Below are 20,614 nucleotides of genomic sequence, written 5' to 3'. Positions count from 1 at the left end.
TTTCTTTCAGGTGTTGCGCATCATCACAATTGAGCCGTCGAAATCGAAGTTGAATTCCATCTCGCTTACTCCTGCGCTGGTCATGGCGGACCGCAAACGGTTGCGGTCCTGCGTGTGCAGCAGCAGGAAGCCGCTGCCGCCTGCTCCTACGAGCTTGCCTCCAGTCGCGCCGCCGCAATTCCGGGCGAGTTCGTAGAGCTCGTCGATGCGGTCGTTGGTCATGCCGTTCGAGCGGGCGCGCTTTCTCATCCAATGCTCATGCATGAGCCTGCCGAACTCGCTCACGGCGCCGGACTCGAGCACGCTGCGGATTTCTTCGCCGATTTCCCTGGTGAAGTGCAGACTGTCGAGCATTGCGGGGTCGCGGCGCTCGGAGCGCTGCCTCTGATCGCTGAGTAATGATGAGGCGCAGCGCGTCTGACCTACGAAGAAGAGCATCAGAGAGTCGCGCAATTCTTTAAGAGCAGACTCGCTGATGCGCAGCGGGACCACATGCACGGAGTCGTCGGGACAGTACCTCTGGCAGAGGAGCCCTCCATAGGCTGCTATGTACTGGTCCTGCTTGCCTACCGGTTCCTGCAGGCGGTTCATTTCGATCTCGACTGCTTCCTGCGCGAGGGTTTCGGCGGTGACACGCTTGCGTTCGTAAGCATAGAGTGCGTGCACCAGGCCGACGAGGAATGTCCCGGAAGAGCCGAGGCCCGTGCCGGCGGGAACATCGGCGATGCTGACGATCTCAAGTGGCCGCGGCGCTTCATGCAGGGTCAGGGCTTCGCGCAGCAAAGGATGCCGGATTTCGTCATAGGTCTGGGCATGCTCCATTTCGGAATACTTGAGGAAATAACCGGGCAGGAAGCTCTTGTTGATGGTGATGTAGACATATTTGTTGATGGCGGCGGAAATGACGAAGCCGCCGAACTCGCGGTAGTACGAGGGCAGGTCGGTGCCGCCGCCTCCGATCGAAATGCGCAGAGGAGTGCGCGTGATAATCATCGGACTCCTCCGGCCAGCGCCATCTCTCTGGCGGCGAGAAATTCTTCCGTGGCACGCAGGCCTTCGTGAGAACCAATCTCGTAGAAGCGCTCATGCACTTCATGGGCTGCGAGATTTCCTGTTGCGGCCAGATCGCTCATCGCTTCGGCGAGATCAAAGGCCACGCCCGGAGGCCAGGCGCGCAGGACCGCGCTGCGCAGGACACTCAGCCCATAGTCGATGTGGCGCATCTTCATGGTTGGCGCGCGCTTCGCATAGCGGATGATCTTTCCACCGCGCATCTCGATATTGCTCTGGTCCCACTGACCGTCATTTCTGAAGACCGTCATCAGCGCGCGCTTGCCGGAGACGAGAAATGCTTCCCATGTCCTGGCGGGGTCGGCGGGCAGATAGCTGTCGCCGTACATGACGAAAAAGCTTTCCCCCAGCAGAGGCAACGCACGGCGCAGCGCGCCTCCGGTGCCCAGCAGCTTCTCCCCGTCATGGGAGTAGGCAATGCTGCATCCGAATTTCGACCCGTCGCCGGCAAAGGCTTCGATCTGCTCGCCCAGGTGGCCGGAGCAGATCACCACTTCGCGGATTCCCTGGCTCACGAGCAACTCCAATTGGTGTGCAAGAAATGGGCGCCCGTTTACAGGAAGCAGCGATTTCGGTACCGTCTCCGTCAACGGCCGCATGCGCGTCGCAAGCCCGCCTGCGAGCAGCGCCAGCTTCGGAAGGCGGCTAGGCATAGCACACTCTTTCGTCCGCGAGCATTTCTTTGAGCGCAGTGCGCATAGCTTCGCGGCTGCTGTGCCGGCTTACCCAGCCAAGACTTCTGATTTTGCTCGAATCCAGGCGCACGATGGGCACATCGCCTTTCCATCCGCGATTGCCTCCTGTGTAGTCGAGCTGTGGCATCGCATCGAGCTCAAGGCACTCGACGGCGAGTTGAGCGATCTCAGTTACGGTGATTGCGTCCCCGGTAGAAACATTGAAGACGGAGAATGCTGCTTTCGAATTCTGCTCGGCGCAGAGCACCGCGTTCACAATGTCAGAGACGTGGATATATGGCTTGCTCTGCGTGCCGTCGCCGAGAACCTGCAGACGACGCGGGTTCACCATCAGGCGGCGCACAAAATCGAAGCCCACGCCGTGCGTCTGGCGCGCGCCGACAACATTGGCAAATCGGAACGCACAGGCCGATATGCCAAACATCGCGCAATAGGAGGCAATCAGTGCTTCTCCGGCAAGCTTGCTTGCGCCATAGGTGGAGACGGGCAGGAGTGGACCATAATCCTCGGCCACTTCATGAGTGCCCAGGTCACCGTAGACCCCGCTCCCCGAAGCGTAGAGCAGGCGCGGAACTCCATTGCGCCGCATGGCTTCGACCACATTGTTGGTGAGCACAGTTCCCTGGCGGAAATCGATCCCAGGATCGGTTGCTGCGCGGGCAATATCCGGATTCGATGCCAGGTGGATGACCACATCATAGCCTTCCATTGACGCCGTCAATGCTTCAGGGTCGGAAACATCGGCGCGGATGAACTGGAATCGCGGATCCTGAAGATGAGAATGAAAATGCCATTCGCGGCCCGAGGAAAGATTGTCGTAGAGGGTAACGGACGCGACGCTCTTATTGGACAAGAGCGCATCTGCGAGATGGCTGCCAATAAAACCTGCGCCCCCGGTCAGGAAATATCGACGATCGCAACCCTGATACACAACGGACGTAAACATTGGCAGTAACCTAAGACAGTAGAAACAAGTCACACAGTTTCCATGAACTCTTTTTGCGCTGGTTTGCACAAAAGGCTCATTAGATTTTCATAAACTTGCTGAGTTGTGAACTTAGTAAGTGTTAGTAACTTAACAGACCCACTTTTTACCGCAAATATTACCTAAGTTTCCAGTGAATCCGTTATTGTCTTGACTTAGAACATATCTGTCGCAATATATGTCAACTATCTGGAAGTAGTTTTGTAACACTTGTTGATTTATCTGCCCTGGGACTCCTTCGTATTGAACGGCCGCAAGTCGATCCATGCCAGGAAGACCTTGAACGAAACCATGACCTTCTTGGAAAGGAAGAGTCTTCAGCATGAATCTGTCCCCGTGCCGTTCCATGATTGCGGGCGTACCTGTAGACTGCGTGACGCTCGCCGAAGCTGCCACGCAGATCGTAAACAGCATTAAAAAGCAGGCTGCGCCGCTTCTCATCATGGGACCAAACGCGCAACTGGTAACTCTGGCCCATCGTAATGCCCGCTTTGCGGACGCGCTCTGTTCTGCAGCATTGAACATTCCAGACGGAATATCGGTAGTTCTGGCGTCGCGGTTTCTGGGCAGGCCGGTGCCGGAGCGCGTTACCGGCGGCGACTTGATGGAGCGGTTATGTGCAGAAGCAGCACGCCGCTGGCTCAGGATCTTCTTTCTTGGTGGGCTTCCCGAAGCGGCGAAACTCGCCGCCGAGAGGCTGCAACAGCGGTATCCGGCGCTCATCATTGCCGGGACTTACTGCCCACCGCAGGGCTTCGAACACGACTCAATGGAGAATGCCCACATCCGCCAGTTAATCCGGGAGGCTGCTCCTGACCTGCTGTTCGTGGCATTCGGCGCGCCCAAGCAGGAGATATGGATGCATGAAAACTGCCCGACTTTGCCGGTCGGCGCCGCTTTATCTGTCGGCGCGGCCTTTGACACGCAGGCCGGACTGCGCAAACGCGCCCCGCAATGGGCAGGCAGATTGTGGATCGAGTGGCTTTACCGCCTTCTCAAGGAGCCGCGGCGTTTGTGGCGAAGATATCTTTTCGGCAACAGCTATTTCATTTATCTCGTGCTGAAACAGCGCCTCTTTCGCGGGCGCTTCGCAGAGGAAGCGACTCTACCACTGCCTGAGCCCGGCAATAACCAGAAAGGGAATTATGCTCAACCTCAACCAACTGCAGATTAAGCTGTTTTGTGATGCTGCCGATTTCGGCAGTCTGCTTGCCTGGGCAGCGGATTCGCGCATACAAGGTTTCACCACCAACCCGACGCTCATGCGCAAGGCGCGTGTTGTCGACTATGAGGCCTTCGCGCGCGATCTGCTCCGGACCATCCCTGACCTGCCCATCTCCTTCGAGGTGCTGGCCGACGATCCTGAAACGATCGAAGAACAGGCGCTTGCCATTGCCGGCTGGGGACCGAATGTATATGTAAAAGTTCCGGTTACAAATACCTGGGGAGCTTTCATGGGGCCCGTTCTGCGCAGGCTTTCCGCTGCCGGTGTGCGCCTGAACGTTACGGCCTTGCTTACTCTCGATCAGGTGGAGCGCGCGGCATCGTGCCTGAACGCGGCAGCACCTGCGATCATCTCTGTTTTTGCGGGTAGAATCGCCGATACTGGCATCGATCCTGTGCCTATAATGCGTGAAGCTGCGCGGAGCATTGCTTCATCGCCGAATATCGAGCTCCTATGGGCAAGCCCGCGCGAGTTGCTGAACATCTTTCAGGCTGCGGATGCCGGCTGCCACATCATCACGCTGGTTCCTGAGATCCTGAACAAACTGAATCTGGTCGGAAAAAATCTTGATCAGTACTCGCTTGAAACGGTCAACATGTTCTACAAAGATGCCTGCGCCGCAGCCTACCGCATTGACACTCGCAAGCCTGCAGATGCGCTGGCTGTCTGAGCGTGGAGAATGATCTGCGCCGCAGATTGTAAGTCTGTGGCGCAATGATCTGGTTTGCTTGTTGCGCCGCCTGCATCTGTCAGGAAAATCGTCTTTACTCCGGCAGCGCGACCGCATTCGATGTCTGTTGTGCGGTCTCCGATCATCCATGACTCTGCCAGGTCGATTCCGAACCGATCGCCCGCCTCAAGAAGAAAATAGGGCGAAGGCTTGCGGCAGAGGCATGCGCCGGTGAAATCCGGATGATGGAAGCAATAACAGCAGGCATCGAGAAGTATGCCGTGGACACGCAGCAACCTTTCCAGTTCCTGATGAATCGCCCTGAGCGTTTGCATGGTTGACTTGCCTTTGGCGAAGTTCGGCTGGTTGGAGACGAGGATCAGAAGATATCCGGCGTCGCGCAGATCCTGCAGTGCCGGGATAACTCCGGGGAGGAGTTCCAGCTGCTCCGGCGCAAGCGGCGACTCAAACGCGCTGGTCGCGGGATTCCAGACATTGCGATTCAGCGTGCCGTCGCGATCGAGAAACACCGCTCGCTTCACGCCAGCGCCGCCTCGGCTTCCCACTTCATTTCATTCGCTTTCAATCGCGGATGGGAGACGATCAGGTGCCACACCACAGCCTGAAAAGCTTCGACCAATGGAGTAACCGTATCGACTGATATTACGGGGATGACAACGCATGCATCCGCAACCTGGGCCGTGTAGCCACCATCGCGGCCCACCACGCCAAAAATGCGCGCGCCAACATGCTGCGCCAGCTCCAGACTGCGCACAATACTCATGCTGATGTTGCGCTTGCGGCTGCCTCCGCCGACGGAGAAGACGAAGACGGCGTCCTGCGCGCAGATGCGGCTGCCGCGAAGCCAGTTGGCGTAGCAGCTCTCCCATCCATCGTCATTGACGCGGGCCGTAAGCTCAGAAACATTGTCGCTGGGCGCGTAGCACTCAATGCCTGCGATCTTGCGGAAATCGTTGACGGCATGGCTGGCGTGGCCTGCGCCTCCGCCAACTCCAAGGAAAAAGACGCGGCCGCCGCTTGCTCGTGTCTCCGCCAGCGCAGTAACCATGTTCTCCATCGCCTGCTGGTTCAGAAGCTGCGCAACTGCGCACACTTCTTCGAGAAAGCGCGCTGTGTAAGTTTCCGCCATCGTGCAACCAATCTTTCTTTATGTAGAGTTTGGTCAAAGAATACCGAAGCGATTCCACTCAGGAAAGATTCCGGACGTTTCCCTGCTCAAACGAAAGTAATCACTGAAATTTGCCTGAAAGAAGTTTCTTTCGCTGCTCGGGTGGGAAATGCTCGATTGCATAGCGCAGCGCTGTGCGTGGCATGCGCAGGTAGTGTTTTTGGAGAAAAGCGAGCAGCACCGCGCGGTCCTTGACGCCCACTTCGCGAAGCACCCAGCCGACGGCCTTGTGCATCAGGTCGTGCTTATCGTCGAGCAACATCTCAGCAATCGCCAGCGCGTCGTCAAGCTCGCCATTCCACACCAGCGTCATGGTGGAGACCATGGCAATGCGCCGCTCCCACAGGCTTTTCGACCGGGCGAGCTTAAGCAGAATCTTTCGTGGGCGGGTTTTCAGATGCTCCCCGAGAATAGGCCGGCACGAAGCATCGACCAGGTCCCAGTTATTGATGCGGCTTGTGTTCTGCAGATAAAAGGCGACGATTTCTTTGCGCAGTTTTTCGTTTCCGCGCTTGTATTGGGCCACCAGAATTTCGAGCGCGGCAGCGCGATGCTCGTGAATTTTTGAATTGAGCAGCTTTTGTAAATCAAGCGAGGCGAGCGTGCGGTAGCGAAGAGCGATCCTGCGCATCGCCGGCACGGAAATGCCTAGAAACACATCGCCTTCGCCGTATCCACCCTTGCCGGTTTTGAAGTAGCCGGCTACAAACGCGGCTCGCACCGGATTTCCGGCAGCTTTCAGCTCGCGCTCAAGCTGTGCCCGCGTCTTCTGCTTTTCCATTTCCGCCATCCCGTTCGCAGCAACCTGTCAAAGCAGATATTATGTCCTACATTCCATGGCAAACACAGCGCTCACTCTTTATGAAAAAATATTTGGTCCGGAGCAGGCGCCGACAGCCAAATCCAGTCACCTTGTGCCGCGATGGATTTTTCTGCGCGCGCTCGGACTGATCTATTTTTCCGCTTTCTATTCGCTGCTCTTTCAGATTCGCGGGCTCATCGGCACAGGCGGAGTGCTGCCCGCGCAGAAATATCTTGCCTCGATTCAAAATTCCCTGCCCGGCTGGCAACGGCTGTGGTTTACGCCGACGCTCTTCTGGTTTTCAGCCGGCAACCACATGCTTATGGCGGTCACGATTGCCGGGCTGATTGCTTCCCTGCTGGTGGTTGCCAATGTCTGGCCGCGCTTTATGCTGCTGGCCTGCTTCTTATGCTTTCTATCGTTTGTCGGAGCATCGGGCGATTTTTCGAATTATCAGTCCGACGGGATGCTTCTTGAGGCTGGGTTTCTCTCGCTCTTCTTTGCGCCGCGCGGCCTCTGGCCAGGCCTGGGAGCCGCCAGCGCGCCTTCGCGCGCCAGCCTCTTCCTGCTGCAATGGGAGTGGTTTCGCATCTACTTTGAATCGGGACTGGTGAAGCTGCTCAGCGGCGATCCGGAATGGCGGCACTTTACCGCCATGGACGAGTACTACCAGAACGGCCCGCTGCCTACGTGGATCGGCTGGTACATGCAGCATCTCCCGCACTGGTTCCACGCCTTTACTGTGGGCGCAACGCTCTCGGTTGAATTCGGCATCGTCTTCCTGCTTTTCTTTCCGCGGCGCTTCCGCATCATCTGCTTCCTGATTGTGACTCCGTGGGAAGCTGTCGTGATTCTGACGGCGAACTATACATTCCTGAATTACCTGGTGCTGTCGCTTGGTTTCCTGCTGCTCGATGATGAAGTTCTTTCGCGCTTCCTGCCGGAGCGTCTGAAGCAGCGAGTATTGTCAGAGATCTATCCTCCAGAGCCTGTGTTGAGCATCTCTGAAGAAGACCCGGATGCAGAGGATGCGCCGCAGCCGCGCGAAGGACTCGGGCCTCATCTTGTTGCCATCCGGCGAGCGATCGGCGCTGTGGCGCTGGCATGGATCTTCTATGTCACCACGGCTGAGCTCATCCATATGGTGTGGCGGGACGCGCCGCTCCCTGCCGCGCCCATTGTGGCGATTGAGCCCTTTCGCATTGCCAATCAATACGGCCTTTTCGCGGTGATGACGCGCGGTCGCTATGAAATCGAATTTCAGGGCTCGAATGACGGACAGAACTGGACCGCCTATCCGTTCCGCAACAAGCCACAAGCGCTGAATGAGGCGCCGCGCATTTATGCGCCGTATCAGCCGCGCTTTGACTGGAACCTCTGGTTCGCATCGCTGGGCGACTGGCAGCAGAACTCGTTTGTGCCGCTTGCGGAAGAGCGCCTGCTCACCAATAGCAGCGATACGCTCTCGCTCTTTGCCGGCAATCCTTTTTCGCAATCGCCGCCGAAATACGTGCGCGCGGTGCTCTGGCAATATTGGTTCACTTCGATGGCGGAGAAGCGCTCTACAGGCCTATGGTGGAAGCGCAGCCTGATGGGACTGTACGCGCCTGTGCTTACAATCAAACCGGACGGCAAGCTCGATGCTGTCCAGTGGCCGGAGCCGCTTCCTCCTCATGAGTGAGCCGAGACCTAATTCGACCAGCCTGCTCGTTGGCTCGAAACACCGGCACAAGACGCACGCGGTGGTCATCGGAGCAGGACCGAACGGACTTGCTGCTGCTGTGGTTCTGGCGCAGGCAGGCTGCCATGTTGAGGTCTATGAAGCGCAGCCGGAGATCGGCGGAGGAACGCGCACTCTGCCATTGACGCTGCCGGGATTTCTGCACGACTTCGGATCGGCGATTCATCCGCTGGGCGTCGGCTCTCCCTTCTTTTCATCGCTGCCGCTTGAGAAGTATGACCTTGAGTGGATTCATCCTTCAGCGCCGCTTGCGCATCCGATGGATGACGGCACGGCGGTGATACTCGAGCGCGATCTCGATGATGCGCAGTCTGCGCTTGGCGTTGATGGCCAGCGATGGCGCAACCTGTTTGAGCCGCTGGCAAAGCACTGGGCGCAGCTTGCGGAAGACATCCTGAAACCGCTCGATCGCTTCCCGCGCCATCCGTTGTTGATGGCACGCTTTGGGCCGATGGCGCTCATGCCGGCGCGATTTTTTGCCAATACATTTTTCAAGTCGCCGCGCACGCGCGCAATCTTTGCCGGAAATGCCGCGCATTCCTTCCTCTCGCTCGATGCGCCGTTAAGCTCATCGACCGGCGTCATGTTTTCCGTGGCGGCGCATGCAGTCGGATGGCCCATGCCGCGCGGCGGATCGCAGGCGATCGCCAATGCTCTTGCGGCTTATCTCAAAGACCTGGGCGGAGTCATTCACACCAGCTCGCCTGTTACTTCGCTTGAAAAATTTCCGCCGCACACCATCTTTCTCTGCGATGTAAGCCCGCGCCAGATGCTGTCCATCGCAGGCGATCGCCTCGCTCCGGGTTATCAAAAGAGCATGCGCCGCTTCGAACTGGGGCCGGGCGCATTCAAAATTGACTACGCGCTCTCTGAGCCGATTCCGTGGAGGGCTGCGGATTGCCGCCGCGCGGGAACTGTACATGTGGGAGGAACGCTTGAAGAGATTACCGCATCAGAAGCTGCCATGGCGCGCGGACAGCATGCCGAGCGGCCTTTCGTGCTGCTTGCTCAGCCAACGCTCTTTGATCCCACGCGCGCGCCGGAAGGAAAGCATGTCGCATGGGCTTACTGCCATGTGCCTAACGGATCGACCTTCGACATGACTGAGCGTATCGAGTCACAGATTGAGCGCTTCGCTCCGGGATTCCGCGACTGCATCCTGGCGCGCCATGTCTCCTCGCCCGCGGTGCTTGAATCCATGGACGCCAACCTGATTGGAGGCGATATCAGCGGCGGAGCAATGAACCTCCGCCAGGTCATCTTTCGCCCTACGCGGCATCAATACTCCACGTCTGATCCTGAAATTTATCTCTGCTCTTCTTCAACGCCGCCGCTGGGTGGAGTCCACGGAATGTGCGGCTACCACGCTGCTCACGCGGCCTTGAAACGGTTTCCTGGATTTACGAAAAAATAAGCTCTCGATACATTTTCTGAATCTTCACCGCGCAGTCTGCTGAGTCAGCGCATTCAGCGCTTCAAGCACACGATTCAGTTCGACCTTCAGATTGGCGAATGTGCTTTCCGCACTCGAAAGATCGCCTGATGCTCCTTCCTGTTCGAGCTTCGCGGCCAGCGCGGAGGCTTCAGAAGCCGCCAGATTTGCAAGCGCGCCTTTCAGCGAATGGGCTCCGCGTTTCACGTCATTGGAGTCATGCTTTTCGAGTCCGTTTGCGATCTGTGCCAACTGGCTTGGATGGTCTTCGCGGAAAACAGTAACAAGCTCCGCCAGGAAATCGCGATCCTCTCCGACGCGCTCCAACAGATCATGCTCGTCTATCACTTTGTGGTCCGGCTCAGCAGAGCTCTGTGGTTCAGGCGCCTGGACAGCATTGTCCTGAGTTTTCCGGACGCTGTATTTCTCCAGGATCTCATCCAGCTCCTGCGCCCGGATTGGCTTTGTCAGATATCCGTCCATGCCGGCCTCCATGCCTCGCTCGCGGTCACCCTTCATGGCCATGGCTGTCATCGCGATGATTGGCTGACGTCTGCCAGTTGACCCTTCCTGAGAACGGATGACCTTCGTCGCTTCAATGCCATCCATTTCCGGCATCTGCACATCCATCAGGACGATGTCGAAGTGGCTCTGTTGCAGCGCCTCGATCGCCTGGCGTCCATTTTCCACGATCGTGATCTTGTGCCCGCGTTTTTCCAGCAGTCCTTTCGCCAGCTTCTGGTTGACTGCATTGTCCTCGGCAAGAAGCACATCCAGCACGGAATGCATTTCGTGGCTCTCCAATGCGTCCTTCGTAAGAAGCGAGCTCTGACCATGGTCGGAAACCGCGCCAAGGACTCGAGCGATCGCCTCACGAAGCTCAGCCTGTCGAACTGGCTTCACCAGGTATGACGCGATTCCCAGTTCTTCGCATCGTACCGTGTCCCCATAGTGCCCGCTTGATGTCAGCATCATGATCGTAGCCAGCACCGAGCTGTCTTTGCTCCGGATATGCTCGATTAGCTGGAAGCCGTCCATTCTTGGCATGAGCATGTCGGTCAGTATGATTTGAAACGGCTTTCCATTGTCGAGCGCTTCCTGCACTGCGGTTAACGCGCTCTCTCCATCGGACGCCAGCGTCGGTTTCATTCCCCAGCTTTTCAGCAGCCCCTCAAGAATCCGGCGATTCGTTCGGTTGTCATCCACGACCAGCACCCTGACTCCTCTCAGGAGATTGCCTGCCGGCAATGCGGCTTCCGCAGCCGGTGCGAGCTTTTCGCCGCGCTTCAATTCCACTGTGAAATGGAACTGCGATCCTTTACCGATCTCGCTTTCCACCTGGATATGACCGCCCATCATCTCCACCAGTCTTTGAGAGATCGTAAGCCCGAGGCCCGTGCCTCCGTACTCGCGCGTCGTCGATGTATCCGCCTGACTGAATGACTCGAAGACACGCTCCAGCTTCTCCCGCGCAATGCCAATGCCTGTATCGGACACTACAAAGTGCAGCCGATATTTGTCATTCTCGACGCCCAGGGCTTCAACTTTCAGTGCCACCTCTCCCTTATGGGTGAACTTGATGGCATTCCCGATCAGGTTTGTAACGATCTGCCGCAGCCGATGAGGGTCGCCCCGGAGCACCTCGGGAACATTGGGATTGATATCGCTGAGCAGTTCTAGACCTTTTTCATCGGCACGAAGCGCCAGGGTCCTGAGAGTATTTTCCATGCATTCGCGAAGATCGAAATCTACCTCCTCCAGTTCCACCTTGCCGGCTTCGATCTTGGAGAAGTCGAGAATGTCATTGATCACACTCAGGAGCGATTCTCCTGAAAGACGGACCGTTTCCAGGTATTCCCTCTGCTCCTGTGTCAGCTGGGTTTCCAGAGCCAGTTCCGTCATGCCAATGATCCCATTGAGGGGGGTACGAATTTCGTGGCTCATGTTCGCCAGGAATTCACCCTTGGCCCGGCTCGCTTCCTCTGCCATCTCCCTCGCTGTTTCCCGTTCCTGCTCTATCTGTTTGCGTTCCGTCACATCGTGAACAAAAGCCGCGAACAGAGTTTTGCGCGCCACCTGAATGGAGGAGATAGCCATCTCTGCCAGGAATTCATGCCCATCCCTGTGGCGGGCTGTCACTTCCAGACGCGCGTGCATGGAAGCCGATTCACCCTTTGATAACTGTTCGCGCAGACTCGTCTGTGTGCTTCCAGCCGGACAGTCGAGAAGGATGAATTCCTCAAGAAGGCGGCCCTTCACCTCATTTTGCGCCCAGCCGAAGACCGCTTCAGCCTGTGCGTTCCAGTGCTCAATTCGCAGCGAAGAATCGAAACTTAAGAATGCGTCGAATGCCGTTTCCACAATTCGCCGGTAGCGCTGCTCGCCGCTTCTGACCTCGAGGGTTTTGAGGGTAAAGCGACGGTCCACGATCGAAGTGACGAACACCAGAAGGAGAAGCACTAATGTCGCTAAGGTAATGGCGGTGATTCCGATATGCGTGATATGCACCGCATGCCGAAGGTCTGTGGCAGCTAAAGGCGCAGGAGTGAAAGTTGCCGCGGCCATTCCCACGTAGTGCAGGGAGGGAATGGCCGCGCCCATGACCAGAGCGCTGAGCCCCTTTCTCCATCCCCAGTCTGTAGTGTTTTCCCTGAGTTTGAATGCAAGGAAGAGCGCCAGTCCTGAAATCGTAATGGCCAGCACAATAGAAAGCGCAACCAGCTCCAACGAGTAATGGCACATTGCCGGCAACCGCATGGCTTCCATGCCGATGTAATGCATCGCGGCTATGCCGCCACCCATCGCAAGGCTGCCGATGACAATAGCCAATACCCCAACGGTTTTACGGCTTACAACGAACAGTGCCACAGCCGAAGCGGCAATCGCGGCAAACAGCGACAGCAGTACAGTTGGCCAATCGTAATATACGGGGACAGGAAGCATCAGGGCCAGCATCCCGATGTAATGCATCGACCAGATACCGGCTCCCATGGCTGCTGCGCCTCCGGTGAGCCAGAACAGCCGTGCCCGGCCGGTGGCGGACGTCACTCGACCTGCAAGATCGAGCGCCGCGTAGGCCGCCAGGATCGATATCAGAATAGATAAGGCAACAAGGCGTAAATCATAGACGCCACTTAGTACGGTACCGGTTTCAGCCATCGAAGCCTCCCAGTAACCTTCCACGAACTTATCTTAAGTGTGTATCCAAAGATGCTTAAAAGAAAAGACACGCCCGCGGAGACACTTATGCTGACAGTTCTCCCGGATTGGCCCGGGATGAAGCCAATCCAAAGAAACTTCAGACCAATGATTCTTGTCTCCACAGGCTGCGGATCGTTTCGGCGATCCGCAGCATTCCTCATCTGCATTTGCGGACTTATGTTGCTTCGCGGCTGACCTCCAGAGCAGCATTCAATATCTGCTCCAGTTCTCCAAACCTTACCTGGTAGTCTTTCAGGCTTCGGCGAATCACTTCGTGTGCTACCTCCCGGCCATAGATGTCCGATATCTCCGTACTGCTGGAGTGCGCGCCCGGAGCTTGTTTGTAGGTCAGGAAGTAGTGTTCTAAACGATTCAGTACCGCTGCCGGCACCTGTTCTATTTCTCTCCAGGTTCCAAATGTCGAATCGTCCTTGAGCACTGCGATGATCTTGTCATCAGCCTCGTTCTGATCGAGCATTCTGAATCCGCCAATGGGAATGCAGTCGACGATAATGCCTCCGTGCGGAATCGGCCGGTCGCTTAAAACACAGATATCCAGCGGATCGCCATCGCCATCCATTTGCCGCCCCACTTTCTCTGATGAGAATTCAGCGACACTTTCTCCGCAGAACGTCTGAGGAATAAATCCATAAAGTGCAGGACAGACGTTTGAATATTTCTGAGGCCGGTCAACCTTAAGATAGCCAGAGACCTTATCAATCTCATACTTGACCGTATCTGAGGGCACGACTTCGATGAAGCACTGAATGGCGTTCGGTACATCTTCTCCCGGCGATACTCCATGCCACGGATGCGGTTTATACAGAGTGCCCAGCAACTTCCACAGTGGTTGCGCTGTTTTCGCCATAGAATCATCCTGCCTTTGGGTAGAATTTGAGCCGCCGAGGAATTGGGTATATCCTCATCCCGCGGCAGTGCAGTGACAACATCTTATTGCCATTTTGCAGCAATGTCGTTCTGCCCTTCGTTTCCTGTGTATTTGCTTTTCAAAAAAGCGCCGTCAGTAAAGGCGGCAAACAGGTTGACCGAACAGCCAAGCCATTCAAGTCCATGAACTTAACTCCAACAGCTGGAGATCGCAGAGTTGAAGATATTACTTGTTGATGATGATCGGCTGACCCGCGCCCTCCATGCCCGGATGCTGCGTACGCAAGGACATGAAGTCATGGAAGCCGGCGACGGGGAACTGGCATGGAAGATGATCGAGCGCGAGCAGATCAATTTCGTTCTCAGCGACTGGGTCATGCCGAATCTGGACGGCGTAGAGCTTTGCCGAAGGATTCGTGCCGGACAGATACCTCACTATGTGTATGTGATTCTCTGCACAGCCAGGGGACAACGTTCTGACTTGATCGAAGGCATGGATGCCGGAGCGGATGACTTCCTGGTCAAACCGATCAGCTCCGAAGAGCTACGGGTGAAAGTCCGGGCCGGGGAACGGATATTGACTCTCGAACATGGCCTGGCGGAGAGAAATCGTCAGCTTGAGGAAGTACACAACCGTCTGAAAACAGCGCACGCCCTTATTGAGGAGGACCTGCATGCAGCCGCCAACCTGCAGCAGGCGATGCTGCCGTCATCAGGATTGGAGACGGACAGAATTCGATGCAGATGGCATTTTCATCCCTCAAGCTATATTGCCGGTGACATATTCAATTTTTTTCAGGTAGGTGAAAAGCAGGTTGGGTTTTACATCCTCGATGTTTCCGGCCACGGTGTGCCCGCAGCCATGCTGGCCGTTACGCTCAACATCGTGTTGACTCCTGATTCCATGGAGGGAAACATCCTGCTGCAACGCGATCCGGCTACAAATAAATTCAAAGCGGCATCGCCTGACGACGTGATTCTGGAAATGAACCGCCGGTTCCATTCGAAGAATGATCGGTATTTCACGATGATCTACGGCGTGATTGACCTGCAAGGATCCATAGCACGGATGGGACAGGCCGGCCATCCAAGTCCAATACTGGCCAGAAAAGACGGGACATGTCAGAAGCTGGGTACTGGCGGAATGCCGGTCGGACTCTGGCCCGACATAGAGTTTGATTCCATCGAGACACCGATTTCCAGCGGCGATCGACTTCTGCTCTACTCAGATGGCGTTACAGAATGTGTCAATACCAAGGGCGAGCAATTCGGCGAACACCGTCTGCTTCAGGCGCTTGAAAACTCTCAGGCAAAGGATCTTGATGGAATGCTCGCTGATTTAATCTCTGGAATCAATGCATGGCAGGCCGGGCGGGAACCCGATGACGATCAATCGCTGCTCATCATGGAAATGCCTTAAAATCGCAGTCCTGAGCTGGAAATAAATTGGAGGACAACATGGAGTTTCGTGAGACGAGAGTTGAGAACGTACTTGTTTTGACTGTAGCGGCGAACCGCATTGCGTCCGATGTCGCCCCGGCGTTCAAACAGCAGCTTGCCGAGTATGCGTCAAAGGGCAATCGAAAGATTGTGCTTGACCTGAGCGAAGTTGCTTTTATTGATTCAAGCGCGCTCGGCTCATTGATCGGAGTTCTGAAGCTCATTGGAAATGACGGTGAGCTTGCAGTCTGCTCTGTCCAGGAAAATGTTAAGACCATGTTCAAACTTACACGGATGAACAAGATATTCCGTATCTTTGATACTCGAGAAGACGCGATTTCTGCTCTCTCGTAGATCGCCGAGTTGCGCATGCGCCAGGTTACCCTTTCGATTGAAAGCGATATCGATAATGTTCCTCTTGTTGCAGTCGCAGTTCACCGCATCTGCGAGCATCTGGGCGCCAACAGCACGGAAGCAGGCGAAATTGAATTATGTATGACTGAAGCCGTAACAAATGCGATTCGGCATGCTTACCGAAACGCCCATGACAAGATTGTTTCGGTCACGGTTATGGCGACTGCGGGCGGCATTCAATGCGATGTCTGCGACCAGGGACAAAGCATGCCTGCAGCTAATGTGAAGACCCTGGCAAAAGGCCCGGAGGACACTGAATTTTTCGACGACGAGAACAGCCGTCTTGCAGAGCATGGAAGAGGCCTGAAGATCATCGCTTCTTTGATGGATGAAGTTTCATATCTTCGCGAAGGCACAGCAAACTGCCTTCGCATGCAAAAAAAGATAGGCAGCAAAACCTGATATCTGCTTGGGCGACGGCCTTCTCTTCAGAATTGCTTATCTAATCCATCAGCGCTCTTTATGCTGGCGTTTCCTTTCCATTCGGGTTATAAGCTTTATTAATAACCTCGTTCCTCCACTACAACTTCATTCACTACGAGGACCATCCACCGAATGGATTTTGAACAGCTCAAAACTTTCCTGGAAGTCAGCCGCTTGAAAAGCTTTTCCCGCGCTGCAGACAAGCTGGGCGTCACCCAGCCGGCAATCTCTGCGCAGATTCGCTCCCTTGAAAATGAAGTAGGAGCGCGCCTCTTTGACCGCGACGGCGGCAAAGTGACCTTTACCGCAGCGGGACGCCTCTTTGAGCCCTTTGCCGAACACTGCCTGCAGGCCGCGAACCACATCATGGTGGGCATCGGCGAGCTGCACCGCTCTCCGCGCGGCGAAATTTCAGTGTGCGCCAACGAGGCCACCAGCCTCTACGTTCTGCCTACGGTCTTTGCCCAGTTCAAGAAACAATACACGCGCGTGAACCTTTCTATTGTGCGCGCCGACCGATCGAAGACTCTCGAAGCGGTTCTGAACCGTGAGGTGGATTTCGGTGTCGTCTCGCTGCCTATCAAAGATGCGCGCCTGCTTGTGGATGTGATCCACAAGGACGAGCTGGCCCTGGTTGTTCCCAAGTCTCATGCGCTGGCCACGCGCGACCAGATCAAGTTTGCCGAGCTGCTGCAGTATCCGTTGCTGCTGCCCAAGCATGGACGGCAGCGCGAACAGATCGACGACATCTTCCGCACGCACGATATGCAGCCGCGTGTTGCCATGGAGGTCGACTCGAGCGAACTGCTCAAGCGCCTTATCAGCGCCGGTCTGGGCATGGGCTTTCTGCCACGCTCGAATGTTCGCGACGAAGAGCGGTCCGGACAACTCAAGACCCTGAAAGTAGAAGGCGTGCGCATCAGCCGCGAGCTGGCTCTTGTCTACCGTAAAGACAAGACGCTGACCCGCGCCGCCCACGCGTTTCTTGAAATTGCGACGGGGCGCGCCCGTCCCATGCCGATTGTCATGAATGCACGGGCGCGCTAAGTCCGCTCACTGTGACGGATGGATCCAGATGGCGTTCCCACCGCCGGGAGCCATGTGAATGTCGAGCACTGAATTGCTATCCACTTCGCGCTTTTCAATCGAGGTGTGCGTTGGCGCTGTTGCTGCGTCCGGTGCATCGGCATAAATCTCAGCAACATATTTGCCTTTGCCCAGGAAGCTCAGCGGCGCCTTCACATCGCGCTGCGACCAGTTCGTCAGCGACCCCAGATACCAGTCGTGTCCGCTTCTGCGCGCCATGGTGATCCACTCCATGGGCTGACCATTCAGAACATGAGTCTCGTCCCAAACGGTCGGGACATTCCTGAGGAATTCGAAGTCTTTCTGTCCCCGGTATTGCTCGGGATAATCGGACACCATCTGGAACGGGCTCTCAAATACCACGTAGAGCGCCAGCTCATGCGCGCGCGTGTTCATGGTCATGGGCTTTTCATCCTGCGGCCTGAAGTTCTCGCGCGTTACGTTACTGAATGCGCCCGGGGTATAGTCCATGGGCCCGGCGAGCATGCGCGTAAAGGGCAACGTGACGTCATGGACGGGTGTGACCCGCGCTGTCACCTTCAGATACTCCTTGCCCATGACGGCTTCGCGTGTCAGCAGGTTCGGATAGGTGCGCCGCACGCCATCGGGCTTGAAGGCTCCATGGAAATCGATCATCAGATGATGCTCGGCAGCTTTCTTGAGAACGCGCCGATAGAAGTCCACCATCCATTGATCGTCGCGGTCCATGAAGTCGATCTTGACTCCGGCAATGCCCCATTTCTCGAAAAGAGGAAACGCCTCATCCATGTACTGATCTACGGAGTTCCAGCTGGACCACAGCCACAAGCGGATGTTCTTCTCCTTTGCGTAGCGGAGAAGCTCGGGCATGTCGACTTCCGGATTCACATGCGTAATGTCTTCCTCACCGCGCGCTTTGCCGCGAGCTGCCCAGCCCGCATCGATCAGCATATATGGGAATCCGGATTCGGCGGCAAAGTCGATATAGTGCTTCATCGTTGCCGTATTCATCCCCGGAGTGAAGCTCACACCCGTAGCGGCATGTCCTGACCACCAGTCCCACGCCGCCTTACCCGGCTTGATCCATGACGTGTCGGCGATCTTCGATGACGGATTCAGATTGAGGACAATATTTGACTCCACCAGCCACCCCGGCTCATCGCCAATCATCACGACGCGCCACGGCGTCTGCATCGGCGCAGACACATCTGCCGCTACGCCGGGCTCATCGATTCGCGGCGAAAGCTCCGCGGTGAGAGCGGCATTGACGCCCCAGCCGCCATGGTGCCGCAGGTACATGCCCGGATAATTCTCGATGTCAGCTTCTGTGATCGCGGCCCAGCCTGTTCCGGGGACCTGCGCCAGCAGAGGCAAAGCGATGAGCCAATCGGAATGCAGCCCGCTTACTGGTCGCATCTGGTAATCATCTTCATAGGAAGTTTGAAATCCATCGAGCACCAATGGATATGTGGTTGCATCATTCACGAAGTGAAAAGCAGTTTCTTCCCGGGTGATGCGGAAGCTCCGGAGCGGATCCTGCTCCGGCAATACGTAGCGAAATGCGATACCGTCATCAAACGCGCGTATCTCAAGGGAAAGCTTTCGTCCCAGTCCTGCTGTTTCTGCAAAGTCCACGCGCGCCGATTTGTAATGGTTGCGCACTTTGCTCGACTTGCCCAGCGGATTTGTCCACGTCTCGTCAGCCTCGCCGGGAGTCACATGGACCACCTGCAATCCTGTTCCGAGCGGTTTCTGATCCTGGATTTCGAGCCCAAGCGACGATTCGGAGATCAGCGGCTTTCCGTGATAGTTCACCGTGTAAGCAAGGCCATTCTGACTGTTGAGCAATGTGAAGTCGATCTGCCCATCTGGAGAAAGCACCTGAGCAACTGTTCCGGGCGGATTTTGCGCATTCATTCCCTGCGCGGCAAACAGGCCTATCAACACAACCAACAGAAAACGCGGATCTTTCATTCCCTCTTTCCTCACGGAGTATCTTACGCCGAATGTATCCGTGTACATTGTTTTCGCATTTCATGAAGACGATATGTCCAGCAGAATTGCCATCTTGTCAGCTGAAAGCGATAAGTAAATGACAAATTTCAGACAACTATGTGACAAGGATGCAATGAACTTTTCCTATCGTCGCTTCGGGCTTGAACGCCGCTGGAACAATGCTGCGGAAATGCCTTTACAGCTTGCCCGGATGGCATTCTCTCGCCCGGAGGGATGAAGAGCTATGCAAATATTCCAGACAAGCAAATCCTGGAGATTCGGGGGAGCGCTCTCGCTTCTTCTCATCTCCTTTGCAGCTAACTCCTACGCGCAAGGCGTTAGTCCATCACAGCATTACAAACAAACCAATCTGGTTTCCGATATCCCTGGGGCCGCAGCCGCCACCGACCCAAACCTGGTGAATCCGTGGGGACTTTCCCGTAGTTCGACAAGCCCGTGGTGGGTTTCCGATAACGGCATGGGCCTTGCCACGCTTTATAGCGGCACAGGCACAATTACTCCGCTTGTGGTGACTATTCCTCCGTCGGACCCAAGCACCCCACCGGGAACGCCGACGGGGACTGTATTCAACGGCGGCACCGGCTTCGAGATCAGTCCAGGGGCGCCGGCAACGTTCCTTTTTGTGACTGAAGATGGCACGATCTCCGGGTGGAACCCCAAAGTCGATGGCACGCATGCCGTTATCAAGATCAATCAAAAAGAGAAATCTGTTTTCAAGGGTGCGACTATGGCCACGCTTGACCTGCCGTTTCTAGGCCCACAGAGTTTTCTCTATGTCGCCGATTTTCGCCAGGGACGAGTACAGATATATGACTCGAAGTTCCACCACGTGCCCAACATGGAGGAGCTCTTCGATGATGACGATCTGCCGCGAGGCTTCGCGCCATTCAACGTGCAGAACATAGGCGGGAATATCTATGTTTCCTTTGCTCAGCAGGACAGCCAGAAGCATGACGAGGTGGACGGCGCCGGGCTCGGGTACGTGGACATCTTTTCACCGGAAGGCCGCCGGTTGCGGCGTCTTGAACATGGTCCGTGGTTCAATGCGCCATGGGGCCTGGTTCAGGCGTCGAGCGACTTCGGCAGCCACAGTCACGACATCCTGGTAGGACAATTCGGCAGCGGAGAAATTCTTGCCTTTAACGCAGTGACCGGACGCTTTAAAGGAAGATTGTTCGATGCCTCTAACTCGCCCATCAAGATTGATGGCTTGTGGGGACTTGGATTTGGAAATGACGCGACCGCAGGCCCGGCTACAACCCTCTTCTTTTCCGCCGGGACAGACCATGAGCAACACGGTCTTTTCGGCACGATTATCGCCGTGGAAAATACACAAGGCAATGATCAGTAGCTCTGT

General features: G+C 56.0%; 18 protein-coding genes. 9 read left to right on the top strand and 9 right to left on the bottom strand.

Features of this window, described 5'->3' with window-relative positions; genetic code table 11:
• Positions 1-6: 6 nt before the first annotated feature.
• From AC5S16_RS16180 to AC5S16_RS16170, 3 genes are read right to left on the bottom strand one after another with little or no spacing between them, the layout of a single operon-like run.
• Positions 7-993, bottom strand: a complete 987-nt coding sequence (locus AC5S16_RS16180; protein WP_493931132.1) for a GHMP family kinase ATP-binding protein — start codon at positions 991-993, stop codon at positions 7-9.
• Positions 990-1,724, bottom strand: a complete 735-nt coding sequence (locus tag AC5S16_RS16175) for a nucleotidyltransferase family protein (RefSeq protein ID WP_493931131.1) — start codon at positions 1,722-1,724, stop codon at positions 990-992. Before AC5S16_RS16175 ends, AC5S16_RS16180 begins: the two co-directional genes overlap by 4 nt.
• A complete protein-coding gene (locus tag AC5S16_RS16170) occupies positions 1,717-2,712 on the bottom strand; it encodes an NAD-dependent epimerase/dehydratase family protein (protein WP_493931130.1) in 996 nt (331 codons plus the stop codon). Before AC5S16_RS16170 ends, AC5S16_RS16175 begins: the two co-directional genes overlap by 8 nt.
• A 361-nt stretch (positions 2,713-3,073) precedes the next feature.
• Between AC5S16_RS16170 and AC5S16_RS16165 the strand changes: the two genes are divergently transcribed.
• Together AC5S16_RS16165 and AC5S16_RS16160 are read left to right on the top strand one after the other, a co-directional pair.
• Positions 3,074-3,925, top strand: coding sequence for a WecB/TagA/CpsF family glycosyltransferase (locus tag AC5S16_RS16165; protein ID WP_493931129.1), 852 nt, complete (start codon positions 3,074-3,076; stop codon positions 3,923-3,925).
• Positions 3,897-4,646, top strand: a complete 750-nt coding sequence (locus tag AC5S16_RS16160; protein WP_493931128.1) for a transaldolase — start codon at positions 3,897-3,899, stop codon at positions 4,644-4,646. The genes AC5S16_RS16165 and AC5S16_RS16160 overlap by 29 nt, the downstream gene beginning before the upstream one ends.
• On the opposite strand, the gene AC5S16_RS16155 is transcribed toward AC5S16_RS16160, so the two are convergent.
• The 3 genes from AC5S16_RS16155 to AC5S16_RS16145 all read right to left on the bottom strand — a co-directional run bounded on the left by AC5S16_RS16155 (position 4,601) and on the right by AC5S16_RS16145 (position 6,616).
• Positions 4,601-5,188: a D-glycero-alpha-D-manno-heptose-1,7-bisphosphate 7-phosphatase gene (locus AC5S16_RS16155; protein ID WP_493931127.1), complete on the bottom strand. Its 588-nt coding sequence runs from the start codon at positions 5,186-5,188 to the stop codon at positions 4,601-4,603. The genes AC5S16_RS16160 and AC5S16_RS16155 overlap by 46 nt on opposite strands.
• Positions 5,185-5,796 (bottom strand): SIS domain-containing protein, encoded by a 612-nt coding sequence (locus tag AC5S16_RS16150; RefSeq protein ID WP_493931126.1) that lies wholly within the window; start codon positions 5,794-5,796, stop codon positions 5,185-5,187. The genes AC5S16_RS16155 and AC5S16_RS16150 overlap by 4 nt, the downstream gene beginning before the upstream one ends.
• A gap of 100 nt (positions 5,797-5,896) precedes the next feature.
• On the bottom strand, positions 5,897-6,616 hold the full coding sequence (locus AC5S16_RS16145; protein WP_493931125.1) for a DNA alkylation repair protein: 720 nt from the start codon (positions 6,614-6,616) through the stop codon (positions 5,897-5,899).
• Between the two features lie 55 nt (positions 6,617-6,671).
• Here AC5S16_RS16145 and AC5S16_RS16140 point away from each other — a divergent pair, with 55 nt between their 5' ends.
• Entirely contained in the window at positions 6,672-8,318 is a 1,647-nt protein-coding gene (locus AC5S16_RS16140) for a lipase maturation factor family protein (protein WP_493931124.1), read from the top strand.
• The gene (locus AC5S16_RS16135) at positions 8,311-9,792 is read left to right on the top strand and encodes a phytoene desaturase family protein (RefSeq protein ID WP_493931123.1); all 1,482 of its coding nucleotides are present in this window, start codon (positions 8,311-8,313) and stop codon (positions 9,790-9,792) included. The genes AC5S16_RS16140 and AC5S16_RS16135 overlap by 8 nt, the downstream gene beginning before the upstream one ends.
• Positions 9,793-9,816: 24 nt before the next feature.
• Here the strand turns inward: AC5S16_RS16135 and AC5S16_RS16130 are convergent, their stop codons facing one another.
• Positions 9,817-12,969, bottom strand: a complete 3,153-nt coding sequence (locus AC5S16_RS16130; RefSeq protein WP_493931122.1) for a response regulator — start codon at positions 12,967-12,969, stop codon at positions 9,817-9,819.
• 217 nt (positions 12,970-13,186) lie between these two features.
• Entirely contained in the window at positions 13,187-13,879 is a 693-nt protein-coding gene (locus tag AC5S16_RS16125; RefSeq protein WP_493931121.1) for an inorganic pyrophosphatase, read from the bottom strand.
• Between the two features lie 237 nt (positions 13,880-14,116).
• Between AC5S16_RS16125 and AC5S16_RS16120 the strand changes: the two genes are divergently transcribed.
• The 4 genes from AC5S16_RS16120 to AC5S16_RS16105 all read left to right on the top strand — a co-directional run bounded on the left by AC5S16_RS16120 (position 14,117) and on the right by AC5S16_RS16105 (position 17,223).
• On the top strand, positions 14,117-15,319 hold the full coding sequence (locus AC5S16_RS16120) for a PP2C family protein-serine/threonine phosphatase (RefSeq protein ID WP_493931120.1): 1,203 nt from the start codon (positions 14,117-14,119) through the stop codon (positions 15,317-15,319).
• A 38-nt stretch (positions 15,320-15,357) separates the two neighbouring features.
• Entirely contained in the window at positions 15,358-15,693 is a 336-nt protein-coding gene (locus AC5S16_RS16115; RefSeq protein ID WP_493931119.1) for an STAS domain-containing protein, read from the top strand.
• Between the two features lie 15 nt (positions 15,694-15,708).
• Positions 15,709-16,155: an ATP-binding protein gene (locus AC5S16_RS16110; protein WP_493931118.1), complete on the top strand. Its 447-nt coding sequence runs from the start codon at positions 15,709-15,711 to the stop codon at positions 16,153-16,155.
• A 153-nt stretch (positions 16,156-16,308) separates the two neighbouring features.
• Positions 16,309-17,223, top strand: coding sequence for a LysR family transcriptional regulator (locus tag AC5S16_RS16105; protein WP_493931117.1), 915 nt, complete (start codon positions 16,309-16,311; stop codon positions 17,221-17,223).
• Between the two features lie 6 nt (positions 17,224-17,229).
• On the opposite strand, the gene AC5S16_RS16100 is transcribed toward AC5S16_RS16105, so the two are convergent.
• The gene (locus AC5S16_RS16100) at positions 17,230-19,215 is read right to left on the bottom strand and encodes a glycoside hydrolase family 97 protein (RefSeq protein ID WP_493931116.1); all 1,986 of its coding nucleotides are present in this window, start codon (positions 19,213-19,215) and stop codon (positions 17,230-17,232) included.
• 265 nt (positions 19,216-19,480) lie between these two features.
• Between AC5S16_RS16100 and AC5S16_RS16095 the strand changes: the two genes are divergently transcribed.
• On the top strand, positions 19,481-20,608 hold the full coding sequence (locus AC5S16_RS16095; RefSeq protein ID WP_493931115.1) for a TIGR03118 family protein: 1,128 nt from the start codon (positions 19,481-19,483) through the stop codon (positions 20,606-20,608).
• Positions 20,609-20,614: the final 6 nt, after the last annotated feature.

It is taken from the genome of Acidobacterium sp. FHG110202_01 (genome assembly GCF_059115305.1).
This window is presented reverse-complemented; position numbering and strand designations above follow the sequence as displayed.

Bases quoted from the DNA above. Each gene is read 5' to 3' on its own strand.
- AC5S16_RS16180 (WP_493931132.1), bottom strand. From the start codon at position 993: ATGATTATCACGCGCACTCCTCTGCGCATTTCGATCGGAGGCGGCGGC.
- AC5S16_RS16175 (WP_493931131.1), bottom strand. From the start codon at position 1,724: ATGCCTAGCCGCCTTCCGAAGCTGGCGCTGCTCGCAGGCGGGCTTGCG.
- AC5S16_RS16170 (WP_493931130.1), bottom strand. From the start codon at position 2,712: ATGTTTACGTCCGTTGTGTATCAGGGTTGCGATCGTCGATATTTCCTG.
- AC5S16_RS16165 (WP_493931129.1), top strand. From the start codon at position 3,074: ATGAATCTGTCCCCGTGCCGTTCCATGATTGCGGGCGTACCTGTAGAC.
- AC5S16_RS16160 (WP_493931128.1), top strand. From the start codon at position 3,897: ATGCTCAACCTCAACCAACTGCAGATTAAGCTGTTTTGTGATGCTGCC.
- AC5S16_RS16150 (WP_493931126.1), bottom strand. From the start codon at position 5,796: ATGGCGGAAACTTACACAGCGCGCTTTCTCGAAGAAGTGTGCGCAGTT.
- AC5S16_RS16145 (WP_493931125.1), bottom strand. From the start codon at position 6,616: ATGGAAAAGCAGAAGACGCGGGCACAGCTTGAGCGCGAGCTGAAAGCT.
- AC5S16_RS16140 (WP_493931124.1), top strand. From the start codon at position 6,672: ATGGCAAACACAGCGCTCACTCTTTATGAAAAAATATTTGGTCCGGAG.
- AC5S16_RS16135 (WP_493931123.1), top strand. From the start codon at position 8,311: ATGAGTGAGCCGAGACCTAATTCGACCAGCCTGCTCGTTGGCTCGAAA.
- AC5S16_RS16130 (WP_493931122.1), bottom strand. From the start codon at position 12,969: ATGGCTGAAACCGGTACCGTACTAAGTGGCGTCTATGATTTACGCCTT.
- AC5S16_RS16125 (WP_493931121.1), bottom strand. From the start codon at position 13,879: ATGGCGAAAACAGCGCAACCACTGTGGAAGTTGCTGGGCACTCTGTAT.
- AC5S16_RS16115 (WP_493931119.1), top strand. From the start codon at position 15,358: ATGGAGTTTCGTGAGACGAGAGTTGAGAACGTACTTGTTTTGACTGTA.
- AC5S16_RS16110 (WP_493931118.1), top strand. From the start codon at position 15,709: ATGCGCCAGGTTACCCTTTCGATTGAAAGCGATATCGATAATGTTCCT.
- AC5S16_RS16105 (WP_493931117.1), top strand. From the start codon at position 16,309: ATGGATTTTGAACAGCTCAAAACTTTCCTGGAAGTCAGCCGCTTGAAA.
- AC5S16_RS16100 (WP_493931116.1), bottom strand. From the start codon at position 19,215: ATGAAAGATCCGCGTTTTCTGTTGGTTGTGTTGATAGGCCTGTTTGCC.
- AC5S16_RS16095 (WP_493931115.1), top strand. From the start codon at position 19,481: ATGCAAATATTCCAGACAAGCAAATCCTGGAGATTCGGGGGAGCGCTC.